Annotated in this window: 12 protein-coding genes and 4 pseudogenes; 4 read left to right on the top strand and 12 right to left on the bottom strand. The window is 65.8% G+C overall.

What is annotated here, in order from left to right; all coding sequences use genetic code 11:
• Positions 1–149: 149 nt before the first annotated feature.
• Positions 150–1,067 (top strand): DUF6891 domain-containing protein, encoded by a 918-nt coding sequence (locus ABB07_RS38830; RefSeq protein WP_208903109.1) that lies wholly within the window; start codon positions 150–152, stop codon positions 1,065–1,067.
• Here the strand turns inward: ABB07_RS38830 and ABB07_RS38825 are convergent.
• Positions 1,064–1,970: pseudogene (locus ABB07_RS38825) on the bottom strand (IS5 family transposase). The gene ABB07_RS38830 and the pseudogene ABB07_RS38825 overlap by 4 nt on opposite strands.
• A gap of 7 nt (positions 1,971–1,977) precedes the next feature.
• Entirely contained in the window at positions 1,978–2,175 is a 198-nt protein-coding gene (locus ABB07_RS38820; RefSeq protein WP_244189686.1) for a hypothetical protein, read from the bottom strand.
• A gap of 214 nt (positions 2,176–2,389) precedes the next feature.
• Here ABB07_RS38820 and ABB07_RS38815 point away from each other — a divergent pair, with 214 nt between their 5' ends.
• Complete coding sequence (locus ABB07_RS38815) at positions 2,390–3,262, top strand: hypothetical protein (protein WP_208903107.1); 873 nt, start codon at positions 2,390–2,392, stop codon at positions 3,260–3,262.
• Positions 3,263–3,656: 394 nt separating this feature from the next.
• Here ABB07_RS38815 and ABB07_RS38810 read toward each other — a convergent pair whose 3' ends face one another.
• Together ABB07_RS38810 and ABB07_RS38805 are read right to left on the bottom strand one after the other, a co-directional pair.
• Positions 3,657–4,529, bottom strand: coding sequence for a hypothetical protein (locus ABB07_RS38810; protein ID WP_208903106.1), 873 nt, complete (start codon positions 4,527–4,529; stop codon positions 3,657–3,659).
• Positions 4,513–5,844, bottom strand: a complete 1,332-nt coding sequence (locus ABB07_RS38805; protein WP_208903105.1) for a hypothetical protein — start codon at positions 5,842–5,844, stop codon at positions 4,513–4,515. Before ABB07_RS38805 ends, ABB07_RS38810 begins: the two co-directional genes overlap by 17 nt.
• A gap of 1,792 nt (positions 5,845–7,636) precedes the next feature.
• Here ABB07_RS38805 and ABB07_RS38800 point away from each other — a divergent pair.
• The gene (locus ABB07_RS38800; protein WP_208903104.1) at positions 7,637–9,538 is read left to right on the top strand and encodes an NHL domain-containing protein; all 1,902 of its coding nucleotides are present in this window, start codon (positions 7,637–7,639) and stop codon (positions 9,536–9,538) included.
• Positions 9,539–9,625: 87 nt separating this feature from the next.
• On the opposite strand, the gene ABB07_RS38795 is transcribed toward ABB07_RS38800, so the two are convergent.
• From ABB07_RS38795 to ABB07_RS38770, 6 genes and pseudogenes are all read right to left on the bottom strand, one after another.
• Positions 9,626–11,011, bottom strand: a complete 1,386-nt coding sequence (locus ABB07_RS38795) for a glycosyltransferase family 4 protein (protein ID WP_341845916.1) — start codon at positions 11,009–11,011, stop codon at positions 9,626–9,628.
• 700 nt (positions 11,012–11,711) lie between these two features.
• Positions 11,712–12,458 carry a DUF6292 family protein gene (locus tag ABB07_RS38790; protein ID WP_244189685.1) on the bottom strand — a complete coding sequence of 249 codons (747 nt, stop codon included), beginning with the start codon at positions 12,456–12,458 and terminating at the stop codon, positions 11,712–11,714.
• Between the two features lie 210 nt (positions 12,459–12,668).
• Positions 12,669–12,971 (bottom strand): annotated as a pseudogene (locus tag ABB07_RS38785) (transposase); the annotation flags it as partial.
• A 225-nt stretch (positions 12,972–13,196) separates the two neighbouring features.
• Entirely contained in the window at positions 13,197–13,880 is a 684-nt protein-coding gene (locus ABB07_RS38780; protein ID WP_208903103.1) for a hypothetical protein, read from the bottom strand.
• 438 nt (positions 13,881–14,318) lie between these two features.
• Positions 14,319–14,960: a nucleotidyltransferase domain-containing protein gene (locus ABB07_RS38775; protein ID WP_208903102.1), complete on the bottom strand. Its 642-nt coding sequence runs from the start codon at positions 14,958–14,960 to the stop codon at positions 14,319–14,321.
• Between the two features lie 220 nt (positions 14,961–15,180).
• Positions 15,181–16,116: pseudogene (locus tag ABB07_RS38770) on the bottom strand (IS5 family transposase).
• Between the two features lie 52 nt (positions 16,117–16,168).
• Between ABB07_RS38770 and ABB07_RS38765 the strand changes: the two are divergent.
• A complete protein-coding gene (locus tag ABB07_RS38765) occupies positions 16,169–16,678 on the top strand; it encodes an NUDIX hydrolase (RefSeq protein ID WP_208903101.1) in 510 nt (169 codons plus the stop codon).
• Positions 16,679–16,865: 187 nt separating this feature from the next.
• Here ABB07_RS38765 and ABB07_RS38760 read toward each other — a convergent pair whose 3' ends face one another.
• Both ABB07_RS38760 and ABB07_RS38755 read right to left on the bottom strand, forming a co-directional pair.
• The gene (locus tag ABB07_RS38760; RefSeq protein ID WP_208903100.1) at positions 16,866–17,855 is read right to left on the bottom strand and encodes an AarF/UbiB family protein; all 990 of its coding nucleotides are present in this window, start codon (positions 17,853–17,855) and stop codon (positions 16,866–16,868) included.
• Positions 17,770–18,006: pseudogene (locus ABB07_RS38755) on the bottom strand (transposase); the annotation flags it as partial. The pseudogene ABB07_RS38755 and the gene ABB07_RS38760, both read right to left, overlap by 86 nt.
• Positions 18,007–18,034 lie beyond the last annotated feature (28 nt).

Genomic DNA, 18,034 nt, shown 5'->3' with positions numbered 1-18,034 from the left:
TTTTCTTTCGCGTACTCGGGCGCAGTCCTAGAGGCTGTCGTCAAACCTTGGCCAACCACCCAGGACCAGAGCTGGTCCAGCTGTCACCGTGCAGTGACATCGAGGGTCCGGAGAGGTCCGCCGTCAGAGGGGAGTGTCAGAGTCTGTGCATGCTCGAGATCGTGGTGGAGACGGAGAACTGGGAGCGGCACGTCCGCGTGTCCGCCGAGGAGCTGGCCGGGCTGGTTCGGCGCATCGGCGGTGACGGTGACCAGTTCCTGGTGGTCCAGCGGATACCTGACCTGCCTGACGTCTTCGCCCAGGTCTGGCACCAGGCCGGTGGTGACTACACGTTGGAGCACCGGGACGGTGCCGCTGATCGGCACTTCCAGGCGACGGCCGACAGGCCCGAGGGCGTCATTGCGGCGATTACCGGCTGGGCACGCCAGGAGGCCGGATGGGGCAGTGCTCTGGCTTGGTCGCTGCTGGACATGGGGCCCACCCAGGAAGTGCCGCCGCTCGACCTCGATGAAGACGAGCTCGAGGGGTTGGAAAAACGCGTCCGCGAGGTGCTGGTCGGCGGCTACGCCTCCCGTGCCGAACTGGCCGAGCTTGCTGAGGAGTACCTGGTCACCGGGGACCGCCGACCCGTTTCGCGCGAGCAGGCACAAGCCCTGGCTGATCGGTTGTGGCTGGAGGGCGTCGCGGAGCAAGCCAAGTGGCAAGGCGAGACCGACCCTGAGCGGCTCACCCGCGCGTTCACCGCCCTGCGGGAGGCCGGCATCACGGCCCGCGAGAACTTCACCTGTTGCCGTAGCTGCGGCCAGTCCGAGATCGGCGGTGAAGGCGAGCCCGACGCCCGCGGCTACGTCTACTTCCACACCCAGTGCACAGATGCCGCCGCAGCCGGCCACGGACTCATGCTCCTTTATGGCGGCTTCGACGGCTCGTCCGAGACCACCGCAGCCATCGGCCACGAGGTCGTGGCTGCCCTCGAAGCCGCCGGCCTCCACGCCGAATGGGACCGTGACCCCGGCCGGGCCATCACCGTCACCCCACTGGCCTGGCGCCGCCGCCTCGTCGGCTAGGGGGTGTCTGACAAATGATCACGGCCGGGCTCGCGGAGCCACAGGATGAGTGCGGCGAGGCGGAGTCCGGCCCGATAGCGGACGGCGAGTTTGTCGAAACGAGTCGCTATCGCCCGGAACTGCTTGAGCCGATTGAAGCAGCGCTCGACCACGTTCCGGGCCTTGTACTGCTCGTGGTCGAAGGCGGGCGACCTGCCGCCGGCGGATCCGCGGCGCGCTCGGTTCGCTTTCTGGTCAGCCCGTTCCGGGATGACCGCTCGGTTCCCCCGATGCCGTAGGCCCTGGCGGATCGCCCGCGTTGAGTACGCCTTGTCAGCAACGACCGCATCCGGCCTGCGACGTGGCCGACCGACGCCGGTCCGGGGAACTCGCAGCGTGTCCAAGACTGTGTCGAAGACGCTGGAGTCATTGACGTTGCCTGGGGTGACGACGATGACCAGGGGCAAGCCTCGGCCATCGCAGGCGAGATGGACCTTTGTTGTCAGTCCGCCGCGGGATCGGCCGAGCGCCTGGCCAGCCGCCGAACGTGCCGGATCTTCCAGTTCGTCCCCCGTCGTCGCCCTTTTTTGCGGGCCCCGGCAGCGTGCTGGTGGGCTCGATTGATGGTGGAGTCGACTGAAACCGTCCATTCCACCGCACCGACGGAGTCGTCCCGGACCTGGACTCGCTCGAGCAGGCGGTCCCAGGTCCTGTCCGCCTCCCAGCGGGCGAACCGCTCATAGACCGTCTGCCACGGTCCATAGCGTTCTGGCAGATCACGCCGTGGGGCGCCCGTCCGCAGACGCCACAACACGCCGTTGATCACCTGCCGATGATCACGCCATGGACGACCCGGCCATCCATGCCCGGCAAGAGCGGCGCTATCCGATCCCATGCCACATCCGTCAACTCACCGCGACCCACCACAAGATCAATGATGAGGCTGGTTGCGGCTGGGATCGCACGCGGGGTCGAGTACGAACACACTCAACCGATAGGTGGTCGGCTGCACGAGGCGCCCACAGAGGGTGTCGATCCGAGTCATCGCCCAGTCGATCCGCTCCGGCTCGGCACGCAGTTGACGCAGGTGAGCATGCCACTTCGACTCGTCCTGGGTCTCGAAGATCACCTGCCAGTGACCCGCGCCGGGACTGGTGCCAAGTGCAGCCTGCCGCCTCGCGTCCTGCTGCTGACGTTTCCTCTTCCGCTGTCCTGGCACCGCCCCAGCATCGCTGGTTCAGCGCCACCGCAGCAAGGCCATTGATCTGGGTCACGGCGCTGTCGGCGTTGATCATTTGTCAGACAGAACCTAGGTCCTCCACTTCGGGCACCAGCAGGTTGACGTGCCCGAGCATCCGTTCTGGTCGATGATCGCTGAGGCGATCGACGAACTCGGCCTGGACGACTCCACCTACATGACCACCGAGATCCGCGGCCGGCTCGACGGCCAGCCCTGGCTGCGCGGCATCCGCTACGACGACGTCACCCGCTTCACCAACCGCCTCCAGACCGCCTGCTACATCGTGGTCGCCTACCTGTCCGGGATGCGCGAGGCGGAGATCAAGCACATGAAGCGCGGCTGCCTGTCCGTCATGCGCGACGAGGACGGCCACCCCGTGCGGTACAAGGTCACCAGCCAGGCATTCAAAGGCGAGGACACCCCGTCCGGCACCGAGGCCACCTGGGTCGTCAGCGCCTCCGTGGCTACCGCTGTCCGCGTTCTGGAGCGGCTGCAGCCGCCCGGCCAGGACATGCTCTTCGCCCAGCCCCCTGCCCACCGCAGCGGCGACACCGGTTCCAGCAGCAATTCCGTCATGGGCGTCAGCGCCACCATCGAAGGCATGGCCAGGCTCGTGAGTTGGGTCAACGAATACTGCGCCGAGCACGGACGGGACGATGGCATCCCGAAGGTCAACGGCAACGACTGGCGGCTTGTGACCAAGCAGTTCCGGCGCACCCTGGCGTGGACCATCGCCCGGCAACCCGGGGGCACCATCGCCGGGGCCATCCAGTACCGGCACCACTCTGTGCAAATGTTCGGAGGATACCCCGGCACCTCGGCATCAGGGTTCCGGCACGAGGTGGAGGCCGAGCAGGCCATCGCCCGCGGCGAACAGCTGGGCGACATCATCCTCAACCCCGCCCCGCAGCGCCTGACCGGCCCCGCAGCAGAGCCCGAAGCCGGAAGGAGACTCCAAGTGCAAGACCACGTCTGACGACACCATTGCCGCCCTCCGCCGTGAGAACACCCAACTCCGTCGCTGCCTCGGAATCTACGCCGAAGCCCTTCGTCAACTGACTCTCGAATACGAGGAAGTACGAAGCCAGGTCCAGAAGCATGCTCGCGTAACCGACCTCGCGGCCCACCGCAGCCGTCAGCACTGAATCCGAGCAAACCTTGGCGGCAACCTCCCGCTCCAGCGTCGGGCGGGCCACGGCGGGCTTGGGGCGGAAAAGGTGACCTCCTCGCCGATCCGGCCGCCCAGCGGTGGACCTCATCAAACGTGACGGCCCCAGCCATAAACGGCTCAACGCCCGACCTGCAGTGTTAAATGTGAACCCCCGTAGCAATTGGAGTTATCTGCCGATCCGCGCAGACCGAGGTGCCTGCTAACGTCCTACCTTAGGAACTCTTGCTCGTTGCCATGTCGGATGCAGACGGCCAGCGTGATTGCTGGGCTTCTGTGGTAGGAATTCCGGGAATTCTCGCTCAATCGACTGCCTGACTTCTTCCGAGGCTCGTTCCAGGTTCACAATCGCCCGCTTCTCAACCATGACACCTTTGGGATCAAGAAGCCGAATGAGGACCCTCAGGTGCGCTCCCGCCGCAATAATTCGATCCCAATTCAATGGATTTTCAGGGTGAGCGGCTGTAATCACGTCCGACAATTCTTTGAACCAGCGCGAGAACTGATCATCCACACGGTAGCGAATCACAAATTCAGTGAAGTCGATTGGCCGCAATGGAGAACTATCCTTTATCATAGCTTCACCCACAGCAGAGAGCATCAAGCGAGGCACCGCCGAACGCCCAACCGCATCCTGATCCTCGCAACTCTTGAAGTAACCGTGACTCGTAAGGGCGCGGAAAATGCCATGCATTTGATGGTTAAGCAACCGGCCACGGCGTGACACCTCGAACGGCAGGAAGCCAAACTCTCGCTCGATTATTCGAATCCAACAGAGATACTCGCCGAATGCATATAGACTACTTAGCAGCGTGTACTCGTCTTCACGGAGCCAATTCTTTTCTTCGTTCCGAACAAGAAGATTTATACGCCGTTCAAGTGACTCCGCAGATCTAGCCAGAGGAGTCGAGTAGCGGTTCAATATCTTCCGGGTTTCATAGTGCACGCCGGCCCAAGGGCGCAGTAGATCTTCGAATGCGAACTTCACGGTGGCACCAACCAAGGCGCCAACTAGGCTCGATACGGCGAGCCAAGTAACAGCACTTCCCTGGAATTGGCTATTGAGAGTGATCATGGACTTCGCCTTGCAGTATCGCAGACCTCAAATCTGGTCGCCATGAACATGCAGGTTTTGAAAGCACACCGTGAACAATTGAACCGATTTCAGCGATAGCAATGAATGCTGTACCGCTACCGGGGACCGGTAGTGGGGTTCTCCTCGTAACAACCAGGGCCAGGAAAGTAGGCCTCACAGTATCTGGCGCCTTCACCAATTGGGCCACTTCCCCCCAGTGATCCGAGATCCATTGGGCTTTGGTCACCGCTTGGGATCGAGCTTTCTCCATCAATTCTATAGTTTCCCTTGCGCCGAAATCCTTATAGAGCGAGAAATCGTTGTCTTTCACCTCGCATACCAATACGATCGGATGCTGATGCAGTCCCTCCGCGTACGCAATATCGTCCACTTGTCCGCAAGGCAGTGGCGTCCCGTCCAGTCTCTTTTCCAGAGAGTGCTTGGCGGTCATCCCCGCCTTGAAAAAGCTCGCTGCGACTGCAAGTTCCAGATCTGCATTGATCTTGCTTGCTATTTTAGCGATCTTCTTCCCCTGTGTCCGGCTACGTGCTTTGGCTGCTCGAATGGCAGTGTCGGTTCGGAAGGATGTGGCGTAAACGGCTTTTACGGCAGCCCGATAAAGTAGATAGTCGGTAGTAACCGCACAGGGGCAGCGTTGGTCGCCGTCCCAGTAGCACCCAGCAAGCAATGGTGCACATGTGAGCCATTCCATTTCTGTGGATTCGCAAATCATCTGCACCTGGGTTCGATTCATTTTGCCGCCTGCCGCAAAAAAGAATGAGGGGATAGCATGCGTCCTCATGCGCTCGCCCGTCAGAGTCAAATGGTCTGCCATGCGCCGGAAAGCTGGCTTACTTTGCTCTCCCAGGTCAAAGATTAGGAGCCCTGCTTCGTTCTTTACTCGCGTAAACTTTCTCGCGGTTTCAACATCGGCAAGTGTGCCGATTGCATCGGTTACAGAAAAGTCGAAGAGCTCTCTCTCGATCGTCTGTACTGTAGGGTGATCATCCCCTAGAGAGAAAGGAGGCTTGGGACTGGAGTCGATATTGGCGTTGATTTCACCAGCCCAGTCGCCCTCCGGGGGGAATGATACGTATATATCGTCGCCGGAGAATCTGACTGATCCCCCCAACTCGACCTCTCGGATGAATATCGATAGATTAATGCAGGTGTTGATGCAATTCCCTGCTTCCGTCAGCCAGAAAGACGAGAGCTCGGTTGGTGGTGCAAGTATGTTTAGCGGCCCGAAAAAACGCTGCAGAATAGCGTAGATTAGTTGGATGGTTCGGGAGCCTCGATCGCTGAAATTGTACAATACATCAAGATCATAAAGGTCTACAATGCAAGCCATAAGCCAAGTCAAGGCATCTCGTGGCGCCCGATATACCTCTGCTTGGAGTCTGCAAACAAGACTGCTTCGCAGTGTCCCCATCAGGGCTGCCGCTGCACCTGGAGAGGAGAGCTGTGTTTCATATGGAATGTCGGAGAATGGTCCAAGCATCCTCCTTAGTGACATCTCTTCACTCGGACGTAGATTTATCCAACCACAGAGAGTGCAACGCTCCCCTTCCCCGTACTTCTCTGAAGTTACGGGTTCCGCGTCGCTCAGTGGCGATCGGCACCGATGGCAACTGGGATAATCATTGGGTGCCACTGAGAAATCGGGCATGGCTGGATTCCTCCAATACCCAATGGAACTGCATCGTCGCCCTAGACGGTAGTGGGACCGAGTCCACACACCGCACCGGCACACACGCCGGTCGGTGGCTCGCTGCTCTGACCTCTCCCTTCTAAGGTCCCACTTCTTGCGCGTCCCCGCCAAGCGTGCCGTGGCATGCCCCTAGGGCGCTTCTGCCGGCTCTTGGTTGAGACGCCCCCGCCAAGCCAATCGATCAACCGGCTGGGTGCTGTTGCCTCGTCGGACGCATTCGTTTCGGGCGAGAGAGGGTTTCAAGAGCCCTCAGAAGCACCCTAGTCATGCGGGCCAGCGCATGGACCGACGCGGTCAACTCGGTGCCGATCACGGGGGCCGCAGGCCCTGCAGTTCTCGCCGGCCTGCTACCGACTCCCTTACTGGATCCATCCCAGGTCGGCGAGCCGGCATCTGACTGCACTCCGCTCACAGAAACGAACGGCACGCGGATGTGCGCAAGCATCCCTCAGACTGTCACTCATTGTGATGACCGCAGCAGCGCTCCCTCCAGCCAGTGAAATGCAGGCATGTCCTGATGGTTAAGGCGGACACCGCCTTCACCGCTCGTTGAACATGTCCGCACCCGCATAAGCCAGCTAGATCGTCCCGACGTGCCCCACCGCGATCAGGGTCCCGCTGTCGCTGCGTCGGGGCACAGGATCAGCGAAGGACACCACCCCGCGCGCACCCTGGAGAGCAGTGCTTCGAATGTCCTCGCGAGGAACCAACTCTCTGAATTTGCGGGGCACTCGTCCAGCAGGACAAAGCGCGAGCACTCCAGGGATTCGACGTACGGTTCCTTCTGTGCACCGCTCGGCTCACTTTCCGCAGGTCATGGTGCGTCTGACCTATCAGTCGATGGGGTGACCGACAGGTGTCCGCGCGCCGCGTTGCTCCGCCACGGCGTGCTATCGCAACCAGCGGCCTCCGCGCACACGCCAAAGCCCTGTGCTGAGATCTGCCGTGTCTGACCGTGGCCACAGCGTTTGTACGTGCCTGGTGGGCGGCTGAAGGGGGCGGTCTCCTGGATCCCGGCGCACCGGCCGGAGAGGCAGGAGCCGACTCTCCAAGACGCTTCGGACGTGGACGGACCCCATCGCTGGGCAGACCCGGACCCAGCGGCCTGTCCGCCGTCGGCCGGGCGACTGGCGAAAAGCTGCGTGGCTGCTCGTACGACTGGACCCGGACGAACCGAAGTCGTTCGACCATCAACTTGACGAAATCCGGGGGCATTCCCCTACGGATGCGGACTGTGAGGTTCTGAAGGACGATGCTCGCAGGGGATGTGGCGACCTTTTGTTCCTTCGGCGTCCCCTTTTCGGATGGAGCGGCAGTTTCGTGCCGCTTTCAACGAGTGTGGCTGTGCGAGACCTTCCACGGCCCCTCGTATCGCGCAACCGGGACAGGAGTTTCCATGGTGACTCAGAGTGTCGACTTCACTGAGATGAACATGCCGGTGGCAATCCCAGCCTCGCCGAACGGTCAGCATGCGGCAACGACTGTGGAAGGTGTGATCACTACGGTGACCATCACCGAATCGGAGGGCAGCAGTGGCGGATCCACCGTCGACGCCAGGTTCAACCATCCACTTGGGATGGTGAGCGCCAGTGACGGCACCCTCTTCATCTGTGCAACAAACGACCACAAGGTATGGAAGGTAACTCCGGACGGCAAGAGGTTCACGTGGGCCGGAGACGGGACGAACGGTTCCGGAGGTGACGGCAAGCTCGCGACGGCTGCCCAGCTCAGCATGCCCCGGGCGCTCGCGCTTGACGCCCAGGGGAGCCTGTACATCGCCGAAGGCTCCCGCGTGCGGAAGGTGAGCCCTGAGGGCAAGATCACCACAGTGGTCGACGACCTGAACGACCCGAAGGGCCTGGCGTTTGACTCCAAGGGGAATTTGTACATCTCAGAAAAGGGCAGGCACCGGGTAAGGAGGGTGCCGCCCAACGAAGGCCGCATCACCACAGTGGCAGGCAGGACAGATGAGGGCGGCTTCGCCGGTGACACGGAGTGTGCAACCTCCGCCAGACTCAAAGAGCCCGGCGACCTGTGTGTGGATGAGAAGGACAACCTGTACATCGCCGATTATGGCAACAATCGGGTGCGGAAGGTGGACAGGCACGGCATCATCACGACGTTTGCAGGTGGCGGAAATGAAGCCGGCGAAGGCAAACTGGCCACCGATACCCAGCTGGAGGAACCCAACGCGCTGGCGTGGGACGTCGACGGGAGTCTGTACGTCGCCGAATGGAGGCGCGAGCGGGTGCGGAAGGTGGACCCGAAAGGCAACATCACGACGTTTGCAGGCACGGGGCGGAGAGAGCACGGCGGGGATGGTGGGCAGGCAACGGAGGCACAGCTGAGAGACCCCCAGGCGCTGGCGCTAGACCCGTACGGCAACCTGTACATCGCCTGCGGAACCAGTGACGGTCGGGTACGGAAGGTCGCGGCTGCCCCTGAGCGGAGCTTGATGATCCGCCAGGTGAAGGTCCCGCAGGCCAGTCTCGGCGAGACCGCTGACCTCACTTTGGAGATCACCGCCTGCCGCACGGGGTGGGCCGTCGACGCCGGGAACGTCGTGCAGAGGTTCACCGCGCCCACCGGCTTCACTTTCGCCGAGTGGCCCACCTACTCCTACAACGGAGACGACGCGCGGGAAGGGAGCTTGGGCAGCTGGTTCGAACGCGACCGTGGTGTCATGGTCGTCACCAGCAACCTGCATCTCAACACCTGCGCCTGGGACAAGGGCCCGCTGATCTATACGGTCCCGGTCAAAGCGGTTGCCGCGGTGGATCCTGGCACCTACCACGACGGGCAGTTGCTGGTGGGCCGTCGGCCGGTTGTCCGGCTGAGTGCCACGGTCACCGGAGGGCCCCGGTTCTCCGTGGAGCCGGGAGGGTCGCCGGTGGAGCTGGTGCAGGGCGGCCTCAGGTACCCGGGGGTGGAAGTCCGCGGGGACGGCCCAGTTCCTCCGCAGACCATCACCGTGACGCTCCCCCCGGGAGCCGGCCTGGCGTTCCATCCCGAGCGCGGAACCAGACACGAGTTGACCGTGAGCTCGGCTTCGTGGGCGGCAGAACAGAAATATGACGCGGAACTCTCGGATGACGCGCAGACTCTGACCTGCCGGAATGTGGACCTCGGCCTCTCGCAGCAGCACCCGGTTTCCGTCGTATGGGCCGCCGTGACGGCTACCACCGCCGCGGCGACTGGATCTGCTCATCTGGCCTTTCGGGTGGGCGGCATCGAATCGTCCTCCACCGAACTGAAGGTGGTAGAGGGGGTGACCGCCCCGGCTTCCCGCCTCACATGAGTGCGCCCTTGACCGGTTGTCTCCGGGCCAGGCACCACCAGGTCCGCTGTCGCGGCCCCAAGACGCCGGGGAACATGGTCGTAGGGCTCACCCCCTGGTAGCCGCGGTGTCGCTGCCGGGGCTGTGGTTCATCTCGCCTGTGTCCACGACCGTGCGGGTCACGTGCCCGCGGCGGGTGCTGCGCCGGGGGGGTCGCGCCAGAGTTTCGACGGCGTCGCACCACAGGCCGAGGTCGGGCGCGGCGCTCAGTTCCTCGGAGCGGGCCAGGGCCCGGCGGGAGGCGCGGGCCCAGTTGTCGGGGTCCTGCAAGGAGGCGAGGGCGTTGATCCAGGCGTTGGGGTCGTCGCGGTAGGCGAAGATGCCGGCTTGGCCCAGTGATTCGACGAGGCCGGGGGTGGGGTGGGCGATCACGGGGATGCCGGAGGCGAATGCCTCCACCGCCACCCGCCCCCACGACTCGTACAGGCTCGGCATGAGTATCACCCGGGAGCGGGCGTAGACGTGTTCGCGCATCCGCTGGCCGGGGACCGAGTCCAGGACCTCGCAGTTCGGCAGGCTGGGCGGCGGCATGACCTGCTGGCCGTAAGCCCCGCGCACGCCGAGGAACTTCCACTGGGGCGTCCAAGCGGCGATCTGCCAGAACAGCTCACCGCCCTTGTCCGCGTTCAGGTTGACCAAGGTCGCGCAGTCACCGGGCCGCGTACGGTACTCGTCGGCGATCACCGGCGGGCGCACCACGATGCTGCGCTGGGGTAGGAACTCGGCAGGGTAGCGGGCGTAGAAGATCTCCCCGTCCCGGCGGATCCACTCGCTGTTGTAGACAACCAGGTCGGCTCCCGCGGCGTTGTGGAACGTCGCGGGGAAGTTGTCGTGGCAGATCACCGCCATCGGAATCCGGCCGTCCCGCGCGAGACCTGCCACCAGAGGCACGTTCTCGTAGTGGGACACCAGCACATCCGCACAGCGGGCACGGGCGGAGAACTCAAGGCCCTCCTGGAACGGCACCACCCGCACCCCGTCGATCTCATAAGCCTTCTCACGCTTGCCGGGGTGGGACAGCCAGACCTCCACCCGGTGCCCGCGCTCGGCCAGGGGACGCAGCATCGAGTGCAGCATCCACTCCGAACCGGCGTTGTGGTCCGGCGGATACCCGTACACCCGGGCCACCAGCAACATACGCCGCCCGGCCGGTGCTCCCGCAGCCAGTTGGGACGAGCCGGGCGCCACCGTCCTCTCCACCTGTCGGTAGTCCCTGAACAGAGAAGAAGAGGCCGTCACCGCGCGCAACCACCGCAACGCGCCCGGCCGGGCCTCTGCCTGCTGCGCGGCAAACTCGGCGGGCGGGGCCGCGGTCGGTGAGGGCGGCGGGCGGCCGGTGCCGAGCGTCCGCCGCGCCGGGGTGGGTACGGCCCGGGTGTCCTTGCGGGTAAACATCGCGGCATGGCGACCGGCGAAGGAGATCAGGGTCTGCAAGCCGGCTGTCCTGCCGTCGGTCACGTCGTCTCCCAGATGGAGGTCAAGACGACCGGCACGATGTGCACCCGTCACTGCGGTGCCGGGTCTCATCGATCCGGCCTCTCATCAGCCTTCCCGTTCGCCGCAGCAGTACCAGCGGCGGCCTGCCAGAGCTGTCCCACGGCCAACCAGTGCGCACACTCGGGCACACGGACCTCACCCGAACGCCGGTTGGTACACGGCGCGCCCGCAGCATGCACGCCAGGCGCACTGGCTCCGGCGTACGCCCCGGCGCATCCCGCAAACCGATCACGCCACACACAAAGGGGAACACCCATGCCGGGTCGAAGGGCTTGCCGTGCTCGTCGGTTACGGCGAACTGGTCGAGCCAGGTCTGAAGCCAGTAGCCGATCGTGCTGCTGTCGTACGGAAGCTCGCCGAGTGCGTTGACACAGGAGCGGCGAGGGGTGGGGAACAGCGCCATGCGGGTGGAGCGGGGCCGGCCGTCTTCGCTAAACCAGTGCAGCGATTCGCGTCGCAGGTGGTCCTGCTGGCGGGTGATGACCTCGGCGTCGCTGGGATGGAGCGGGAGTTTGTGCCGTCGGCGGACCTCCTGCGTCCAGTACGCGAAGGCGAATTGGCACGCCAGCCGACACTGGCTACGTGAAGCGGCCCGGACACCGAAACGATGTCCGGACCGCAGGCCGAGGTTGTCGTGTCACGCGTTTTCCTGCCTGCGGGTCAGCCCTGCAGGGTGCCTCCGGCCGGGTGGACGGTCTTGGGATGCCTGGTGCCGTGCCGGTGGTCGGTGAGCGCGGCCAGCAGCTCGGAGGGTTCGGGCTGCTGGTGCTCGCTGAGGTAGCGGATGCCTTCGCCCTCCGGCGGGGTGCCGGTCTCCTTGCCGATCCGGTGGCGGGCTGACCGCGGTACGCCAGCCGTAGCGCTCGTCCCACACGAGGGCGGGCGCGCCGGATCCGCTCAGCGCCACGGCCGCGGCGAGCACGTCGCCCTCCAGGCGCTGCACCTGGACGTCCTGCGCCTGGGCCAGGCCTGCGCCGGCCAGGACGTCGGCGACGCGCTGCAGGTACGGCTGGACCTGGCGGGCGCGCAGTTCGGTGGCGGCGCTGGCCAGGGCTGTGCGCTGCACCGCGGTCGGGTAGCCGAGACGCGTGGCGGCCTCCTCGGGTGTCAGGTCCGGTTCGGCCTGCACCAGGTCGGCGATCCGCTCTCCGCGTAGCCGGGGCAGGGCGCGCGCGGCTGCGGCGTAGGACAGGCCGACGCGCTCCTGGACGGTTGCGAGGGTCACCGCCGGGTCCTCGTCGAGCGGGTCGCCGACCCCGGCGGAGATCTCGTCGCGCGGCACCATGTCCCCGCTGCCCTTCGGCCGGCCCTTGGGTCCGGCGTCGGTGCTGGCGTCCTTGCCGGTGCGGAAGGCCTGCACGATGCCGCGCGGGCAGTGCTCCACGCCCTTGACCTTGGTCAGGTGGGGGGCGATCTGGGGGTGTGTCTTGTAGTCGTCCCAGGTCTTGGGAGTGATGCCTAGCTCGGCGGCGGCTTCGTTGCGGTCGAGGAGGTCCTGCTCGTCGTCCTCCTGCGGCAGTTCGGGGACGGGTCGGCCGGCCAGGTGGGCAGCGGTCTGCTCGCTGTCTTACCGCCTGCGGCCACACATCCTTCTCTGCTCGGCCCGGCGTCGTCGTTCCAGTAGCCAGTGCGGGAAGTAACTGCCGGACCTGAGCTTGGGGATGGCGAGTTCGACGGTGCCGGCGCGGGGGTCCCACTCGCGCGGTCGATAGCCGTTGCGGTGATTGACTCGCTCGTCGCTGACCTGCCCGTATTGGGCGTTGCAGAGGGCGTCGGCCTCGGCGGACATGAGGACGTCGGCGAACGTCTTGACCATCGCGCGCAGCAGATCGGGACTCGCCGCGGCGAGGTTGTCTTCCACGAGAGCGTGCAGGAGCAGACTGTCAGGTGCGGTCATCGTGCTGATCTCCTTCGGGCTTCGACACCTCGAAGATCAGCCGGTGGCCGTTCACCTATGCGGGCATCATCCCGACGCCGGAGCAAACCCCCGGATCAGGTCGAACCCGTACGGCCAGCGTCAACAACGCTCGTGATCAATACACCTAGGTGCTGGCCCGGTTACGCACCTGATCCGACGGTTGGAAGCACGTGGAAAAGGGCGACTTCGTTCGAACGGGCGGCTTCAGGTGCGGGCTCGCAGCAGGGCGAGGACGGCCGCCGCGTAGGCGCGGGATCGGTCCCAGACGGCGAAGTAGTCGGTGTGCAGCTGGTCGAACTCTTCGTCCCGGCCGGGCTGGACGCGCATGCCACTGCCACGGCCAAGGGCAAGGTTGGCGCGGCGGCCCGCCTCCGGGCCCAGGCCGCGGATCAGCGGCACCGAGCGCCCTCCGAAGGGTGTGCCGTCGGGGACGTACGCCTCGTACAGGGTGCCGCGCTTGCGGTAGCCGACGCGGCTGGCCTGCAGCAGACGTGCCTGCTTCGCAACTTCCTGCACCATCGGGTCGTCCGGGCCGCCGAGCTGGAGCTCCGGTCCGGTCGACGGGATCGCTCGCCACATGCCGGCGTACGTGGCGTTGATGGTGTTCATCCACCATTGCGGCACGTAGCCCCCGGGCAGGATGCGCGGCTGCGGCAGCCGACGGGGTACCTGCCTTCCGGCCGCGTACCGGGCGAGCAGCCTGTGGGCCGAGCGCAGCAGGGCGGCGTCGTGTGCCTTGCTCAGGGCCACGGCGACGCGCAGTTCGCGGTCGGCCGCCTTGTACTGGGGAGTCTGTACGTACGCCTGGAGCTGCCGCTGGTACTCGGCGGGCGCGAGGTCGTTCCAGTTCGGGCGCTGGCCCCTTCCGGCGCTCTTCGCCTCCTCCACGCGTCGGTCGGACGCCTCGGCTTGGCTCAGCTATCGGTCCGTCCGTACCGCGCTCGGCGGCGCTGCAGGCCGGGGTGTTCAGAGCACGCGCAGGACGCCGACGACCTTGTCGGATGCGTGCGATCAGCTGCCCTTGCGGCCTTTTTCGCACTTCACCCAGGGCTTAAGGTTCTCGGTGTTACAGCCACTGGCAAAGACCTTCAGACAGGAAAAAACCGAGGAAGCGGTTTGGGAAATCTCCGAAATTCTGCCGCAATTGCCAGGACAATTGAAGAGCCCATCAGCACCTTCTGCAGCTGGTGCAGCTGTGCCGTGCGCAAAGGTTGTCCTGGCATACATGAAATGACCGCTGGCTTTCCTTGGTTCAGGGAGCGAGTCGGCCGCTGAGCTCGCCATCGCCATGTTCGAGGCGCAGCAAGCTCACCGGTAGAGCGCTGGCTACAGGCCCGCGATCCAGGGGTGTCCCGGGTGTACGCGGGCGAGTAGTTCGGCCAGGGTCTCGCGTTGAGCCGAGGTCATGTGCGGGACGGTCGCCTCGAAGTCTGTTTGATCCTTCCGGCGGGCGTGCTTGGCCTTGAACAGCAGGACCAGTTCGGGCGCCAGATACGGGATGCCGTCCGGGGTGTGATGGACGATGTCGCTGTAGGGAAGCCGGATCGTTTCATCGCGTCGGCAGATCCAGGTGTCGCCGTCGTGCGGTTCGCGGAACACGTCGAGCAGGTAGTTTCCGGCGGCCGGATCGCGGAGCCATGTCTGGTGCACGGCGGCCAGCACCTCCGGTGTGGCGTCCTCCCAGATCCGGCCGCTGCCTACAGCGTCGAAGACGTATCCGGGGAAGCGGTGGCGGACCTCGGGAAAGCTCGCGGCCGGAATCGCAATCTCGATGTCTCCATGAGGGCGGGTCTGCGTGCTGCGGAACAAGTCCAGCGCCCAGCCCGCGGCCACATACCAGGGCGTGCTGATCCCCGCCAGCCGCTGCGCGACCTCACTCGGGGTCCAGCAGGATGACCACCTGACGTGGAGGGCTTCGATCTCGTCGGGTGACAGCTCGATGCCGCCGCTGGGCAGTTGCTCGCTCACCGCAGAAATCTATCAGCGGAGTCGAAGGTCCCTGGCCGTGGTCGGTGACGGAGGGCAACGGGCCCTTGAGCCGTACGCCGCTGGAGATCACACAGTGTCTCCAGCCGGTTGGACTCCTCGGTCGCGACAGTTGAATACGAGAGCCCGCCAGTATCACCCCCAGGTCCCCCTCCTCGACTGGGCCCTTCTCCCATTAGAGCGTGTCCGGGTGTCCGGGCGATTATGTGCGGAGCCGGATGACCAGGGTTGCGACGGTGACGGTGCCGAGGAAGACGTAGCAGCGCTTGTCGTAGTGGCTGGCGACGGCCCGGAACGCCTTCAGCTTGTTGATGGCCCGTTCCACCGTTTTGCTCCTTTTATATCGTTCGCGATCAAAGCCCGGCAGCCTGCCGCCTCGTGAGCCGCGGCGCAGGCGGGTATTCTCGTGGTCCTTCTTCTCCGGGATGACGTGCCGGATTCCGCGACGGCGCAGGCAGGCGCGGATGGTGCGGTTGCTGTATGCCTCGTCCGCGCTGACGCTGTCCGGGCGTCAGCGCGGACGACCCGGCCCGGTCCGCGGTACCCGGATCTTCTCCATGACCGGCTCGAACCGGGTGCGGTCGGCCCGCTGCCCCGGGGTGACGACCCGGGACAGAGGCCGGCAAGTGCCGTCCGCGCTCAGATGCAGCCTGGTACTGAACCCGCCGCCCGAGCGGCCCAGGCCCTCGCCCGCCGCACCACCGCCGCCAGACGGGCCAACGGGCCCAACCGCCGCGTCCTGTTCTGATGTTCGGGGCCCGGTGCCCCCTTTGCAGCGCTGGGGACCGGGGGCGGTGTCCGGCGGGCGCCGGCCGCGTCCTGGTGGGCGCGCATGACGGTGGAGTCCACCGAGATGTCCCAGTCGATGCCGACGGCGGCGTCGGCGACGGCCAGGGTCTGCCGGAACAGGCGCTCCCAGGTACCATCGGCCGACCACAGCCGGTGGCGCTCATACGCCGTCTTCCAGGGGCCGAACCGTTCCGGCAGGCCCCGCCACGGCACTCCGGTCGGTATCCGTATCCGGTGCAGTATCCCGTCACCTGCCGGCGGTCGCGCCGGCGGCCGCACCGGCGCTCGCCGGCAGCAGCGGCTCAAGCCGCTCCCACTGGCCGTCCGACACCTCTCCTCGCCCCGTCATGCTCCGGTCGACGCGCCAGGAGGGTGATCGGAGACGCCCCTACAGTGGGGCCATGGCAGCAGACCAGCACCCGGATGTCGTCATCAGCAGCGGCATCGAGATGCCCATCCCCTCCGACGGCGAGCTGTGGGCGGTGGGAGCGGTGATCCTCGACCAGCAGGGCCGGGCCTTCGCCCAGAAACGCAGCCCCGACCGGCGGCTCTTCCCTGACTGCTGGGACATCGTGGGCGGCCACGTCGAGTCCGGCGAGACCCTGCTGGACACGCTTGTGCGGGAGGTCCGGGAAGAGACGGGGTGGCGTCTGCGCCGGGTCCGGCGCCTGCTCAGCGTCACTACCTGGACCGGCGACGACGGCGACGGGTTGCGGCACGAGGCCGACTACCTCGTCGAGGTCGACGGCGATCTGGGCCACCCCGCCCTGGAATGGTCCAAGCACACCGCCTATGACTGGTTCGGCCCCGAAGACCTGCACCGGCTCAAGGAGAACCGCGCCCCCGGGGAGTTCCTCATCCACGACCTGGTCGCCGCGGCGCTACAAGATCGCCCGCCTGGCTGCCCGTAGCCAGGTCTGCGGATCGCCCTACCGTCGCCGTCCCGGGATCACCCGGCGTGGCGTACTCGTTCGCCCCTATCGGCGAGTTGCGGTTCCGGAACCCGCCGGAGCCGCCTACCCGCCCAGCGGGAGCTCTGAGCGTGCGGGCGCGGCCCTCCCGGTCCGGTGGTCCCGGTGGCGCGGGGTCCAGGCCAGGTCACGGGCGGCCTTCTTGTTGAGCACCCGCAGCGTTGTCTCCAGCATCAGGTCGCCGAGGCACCGCCGCGCGCAGCGCCCAGCCCGGCAGCCGCAGTCCCGGCCGGCCCCGCCGGGCCGCTGCCGCGACCTCACCAAACCAGGCCGGCCGGTCGTCCACGATGTTGTAAGCCTGGCCCGACCGGCCGTCCTTCAGCGCGGCGAGGGTGCCGGCCACGGCGTCGTCGATGTGGATCCACGACATCACCCAGCCGTCGCTCAGCGGCACCGGCATCGGCCGACTGCCCGGCGTGCAGTCCGCCCTCGCGCAGGTCGACGGCGTGCACCACCTCCTCCCGCAGCCACTCCCGGCTGAAGCGGTATGTCTCCGCGGCGGCCGGAGCGGCCAGCGGCAGCAGGAAGGAGCCGAGCGCGACGGGGTCGAGCGGAACGCCCTGCGTGAGGATGCCCCTCCTCGACCAGGATCTTCCCGGCGGCCTTCCACGCGCCGTCCTGAGCCAGCCTGATCAGTGTGCCGAGCGCCCGGGGGAAAGCCGTCCGGCAGCCGCTTGACGGCGCCGAAGTTCAGGACGCCGAGCCGGCCGTCCTCCATCAGCCGGAAGTTGCCGGGGTGGGGATCGGCGTGCAGACGCCCGTCCCGTTCGGGCCCGGAGAACAGGAAGCGGGCGTACCGCAGGCCCGCGTGGTCGCGCTCGGCCTGCGAGCTGTCGCGGACGATCGCGGAGAGGGGGACTCCTTCCAGCCATGCGGTCACCAGGACGCGCCGGGTGAAGACGACAGCGTCCGGCACGATGATCTCCGCGTCGTCCCGGTAGGCGTCGGCGAAGGCCTGCTGGGCCTCCGCCTCCAGCCGGTAGTCGAGTTCCTCGGCGACCCGCTCCCGCAGCTCCCGCAGCGTCGGCTTCCCACTTGGCGTAGTAGTCGTAGACGGTCTTGTACGGCGGGAAGTCGTGAGGCAGGTACTCCCACGGGATGCCGGTGCGGTTGACATAGAGGATCGCGTTGACGATCTCCCGCAGGTCGTGCACCCGGGCTGCCGTTCCGGGCCCAGTCCGTCTCGCCCGCCAGGCGGTGAAGACTGGCTCGATCAGGGCCCAGCGGGCATCGGACACATCACTGCGGTACGGACGACGATCACTCACACACCGTGCAACGACCGCCAACGCTGCC

This window comes from Streptomyces incarnatus (assembly GCF_001027185.1).
Lineage (GTDB): Bacteria > Actinomycetota > Actinomycetes > Streptomycetales > Streptomycetaceae > Streptomyces > Streptomyces puniciscabiei.
Note: the sequence above shows the minus strand (reverse complement) of the source record. Positions and strands in the feature narration are given on the sequence as shown.

Coding starts and splice junctions, on each gene's coding strand:
- ABB07_RS38830 (WP_208903109.1), top strand. CDS start 150: ATGCTCGAGATCGTGGTGGAGACGGAGAACTGGGAGCGGCACGTCCGC.
- ABB07_RS38810 (WP_208903106.1), bottom strand. CDS start 4,529: ATGATCACTCTCAATAGCCAATTCCAGGGAAGTGCTGTTACTTGGCTC.
- ABB07_RS38800 (WP_208903104.1), top strand. CDS start 7,637: ATGGTGACTCAGAGTGTCGACTTCACTGAGATGAACATGCCGGTGGCA.
- ABB07_RS38765 (WP_208903101.1), top strand. CDS start 16,169: ATGGCAGCAGACCAGCACCCGGATGTCGTCATCAGCAGCGGCATCGAG.
- ABB07_RS38760 (WP_208903100.1), bottom strand. CDS start 17,855: ATGTCAACCGCACCGGCATCCCGTGGGAGTACCTGCCTCACGACTTCC.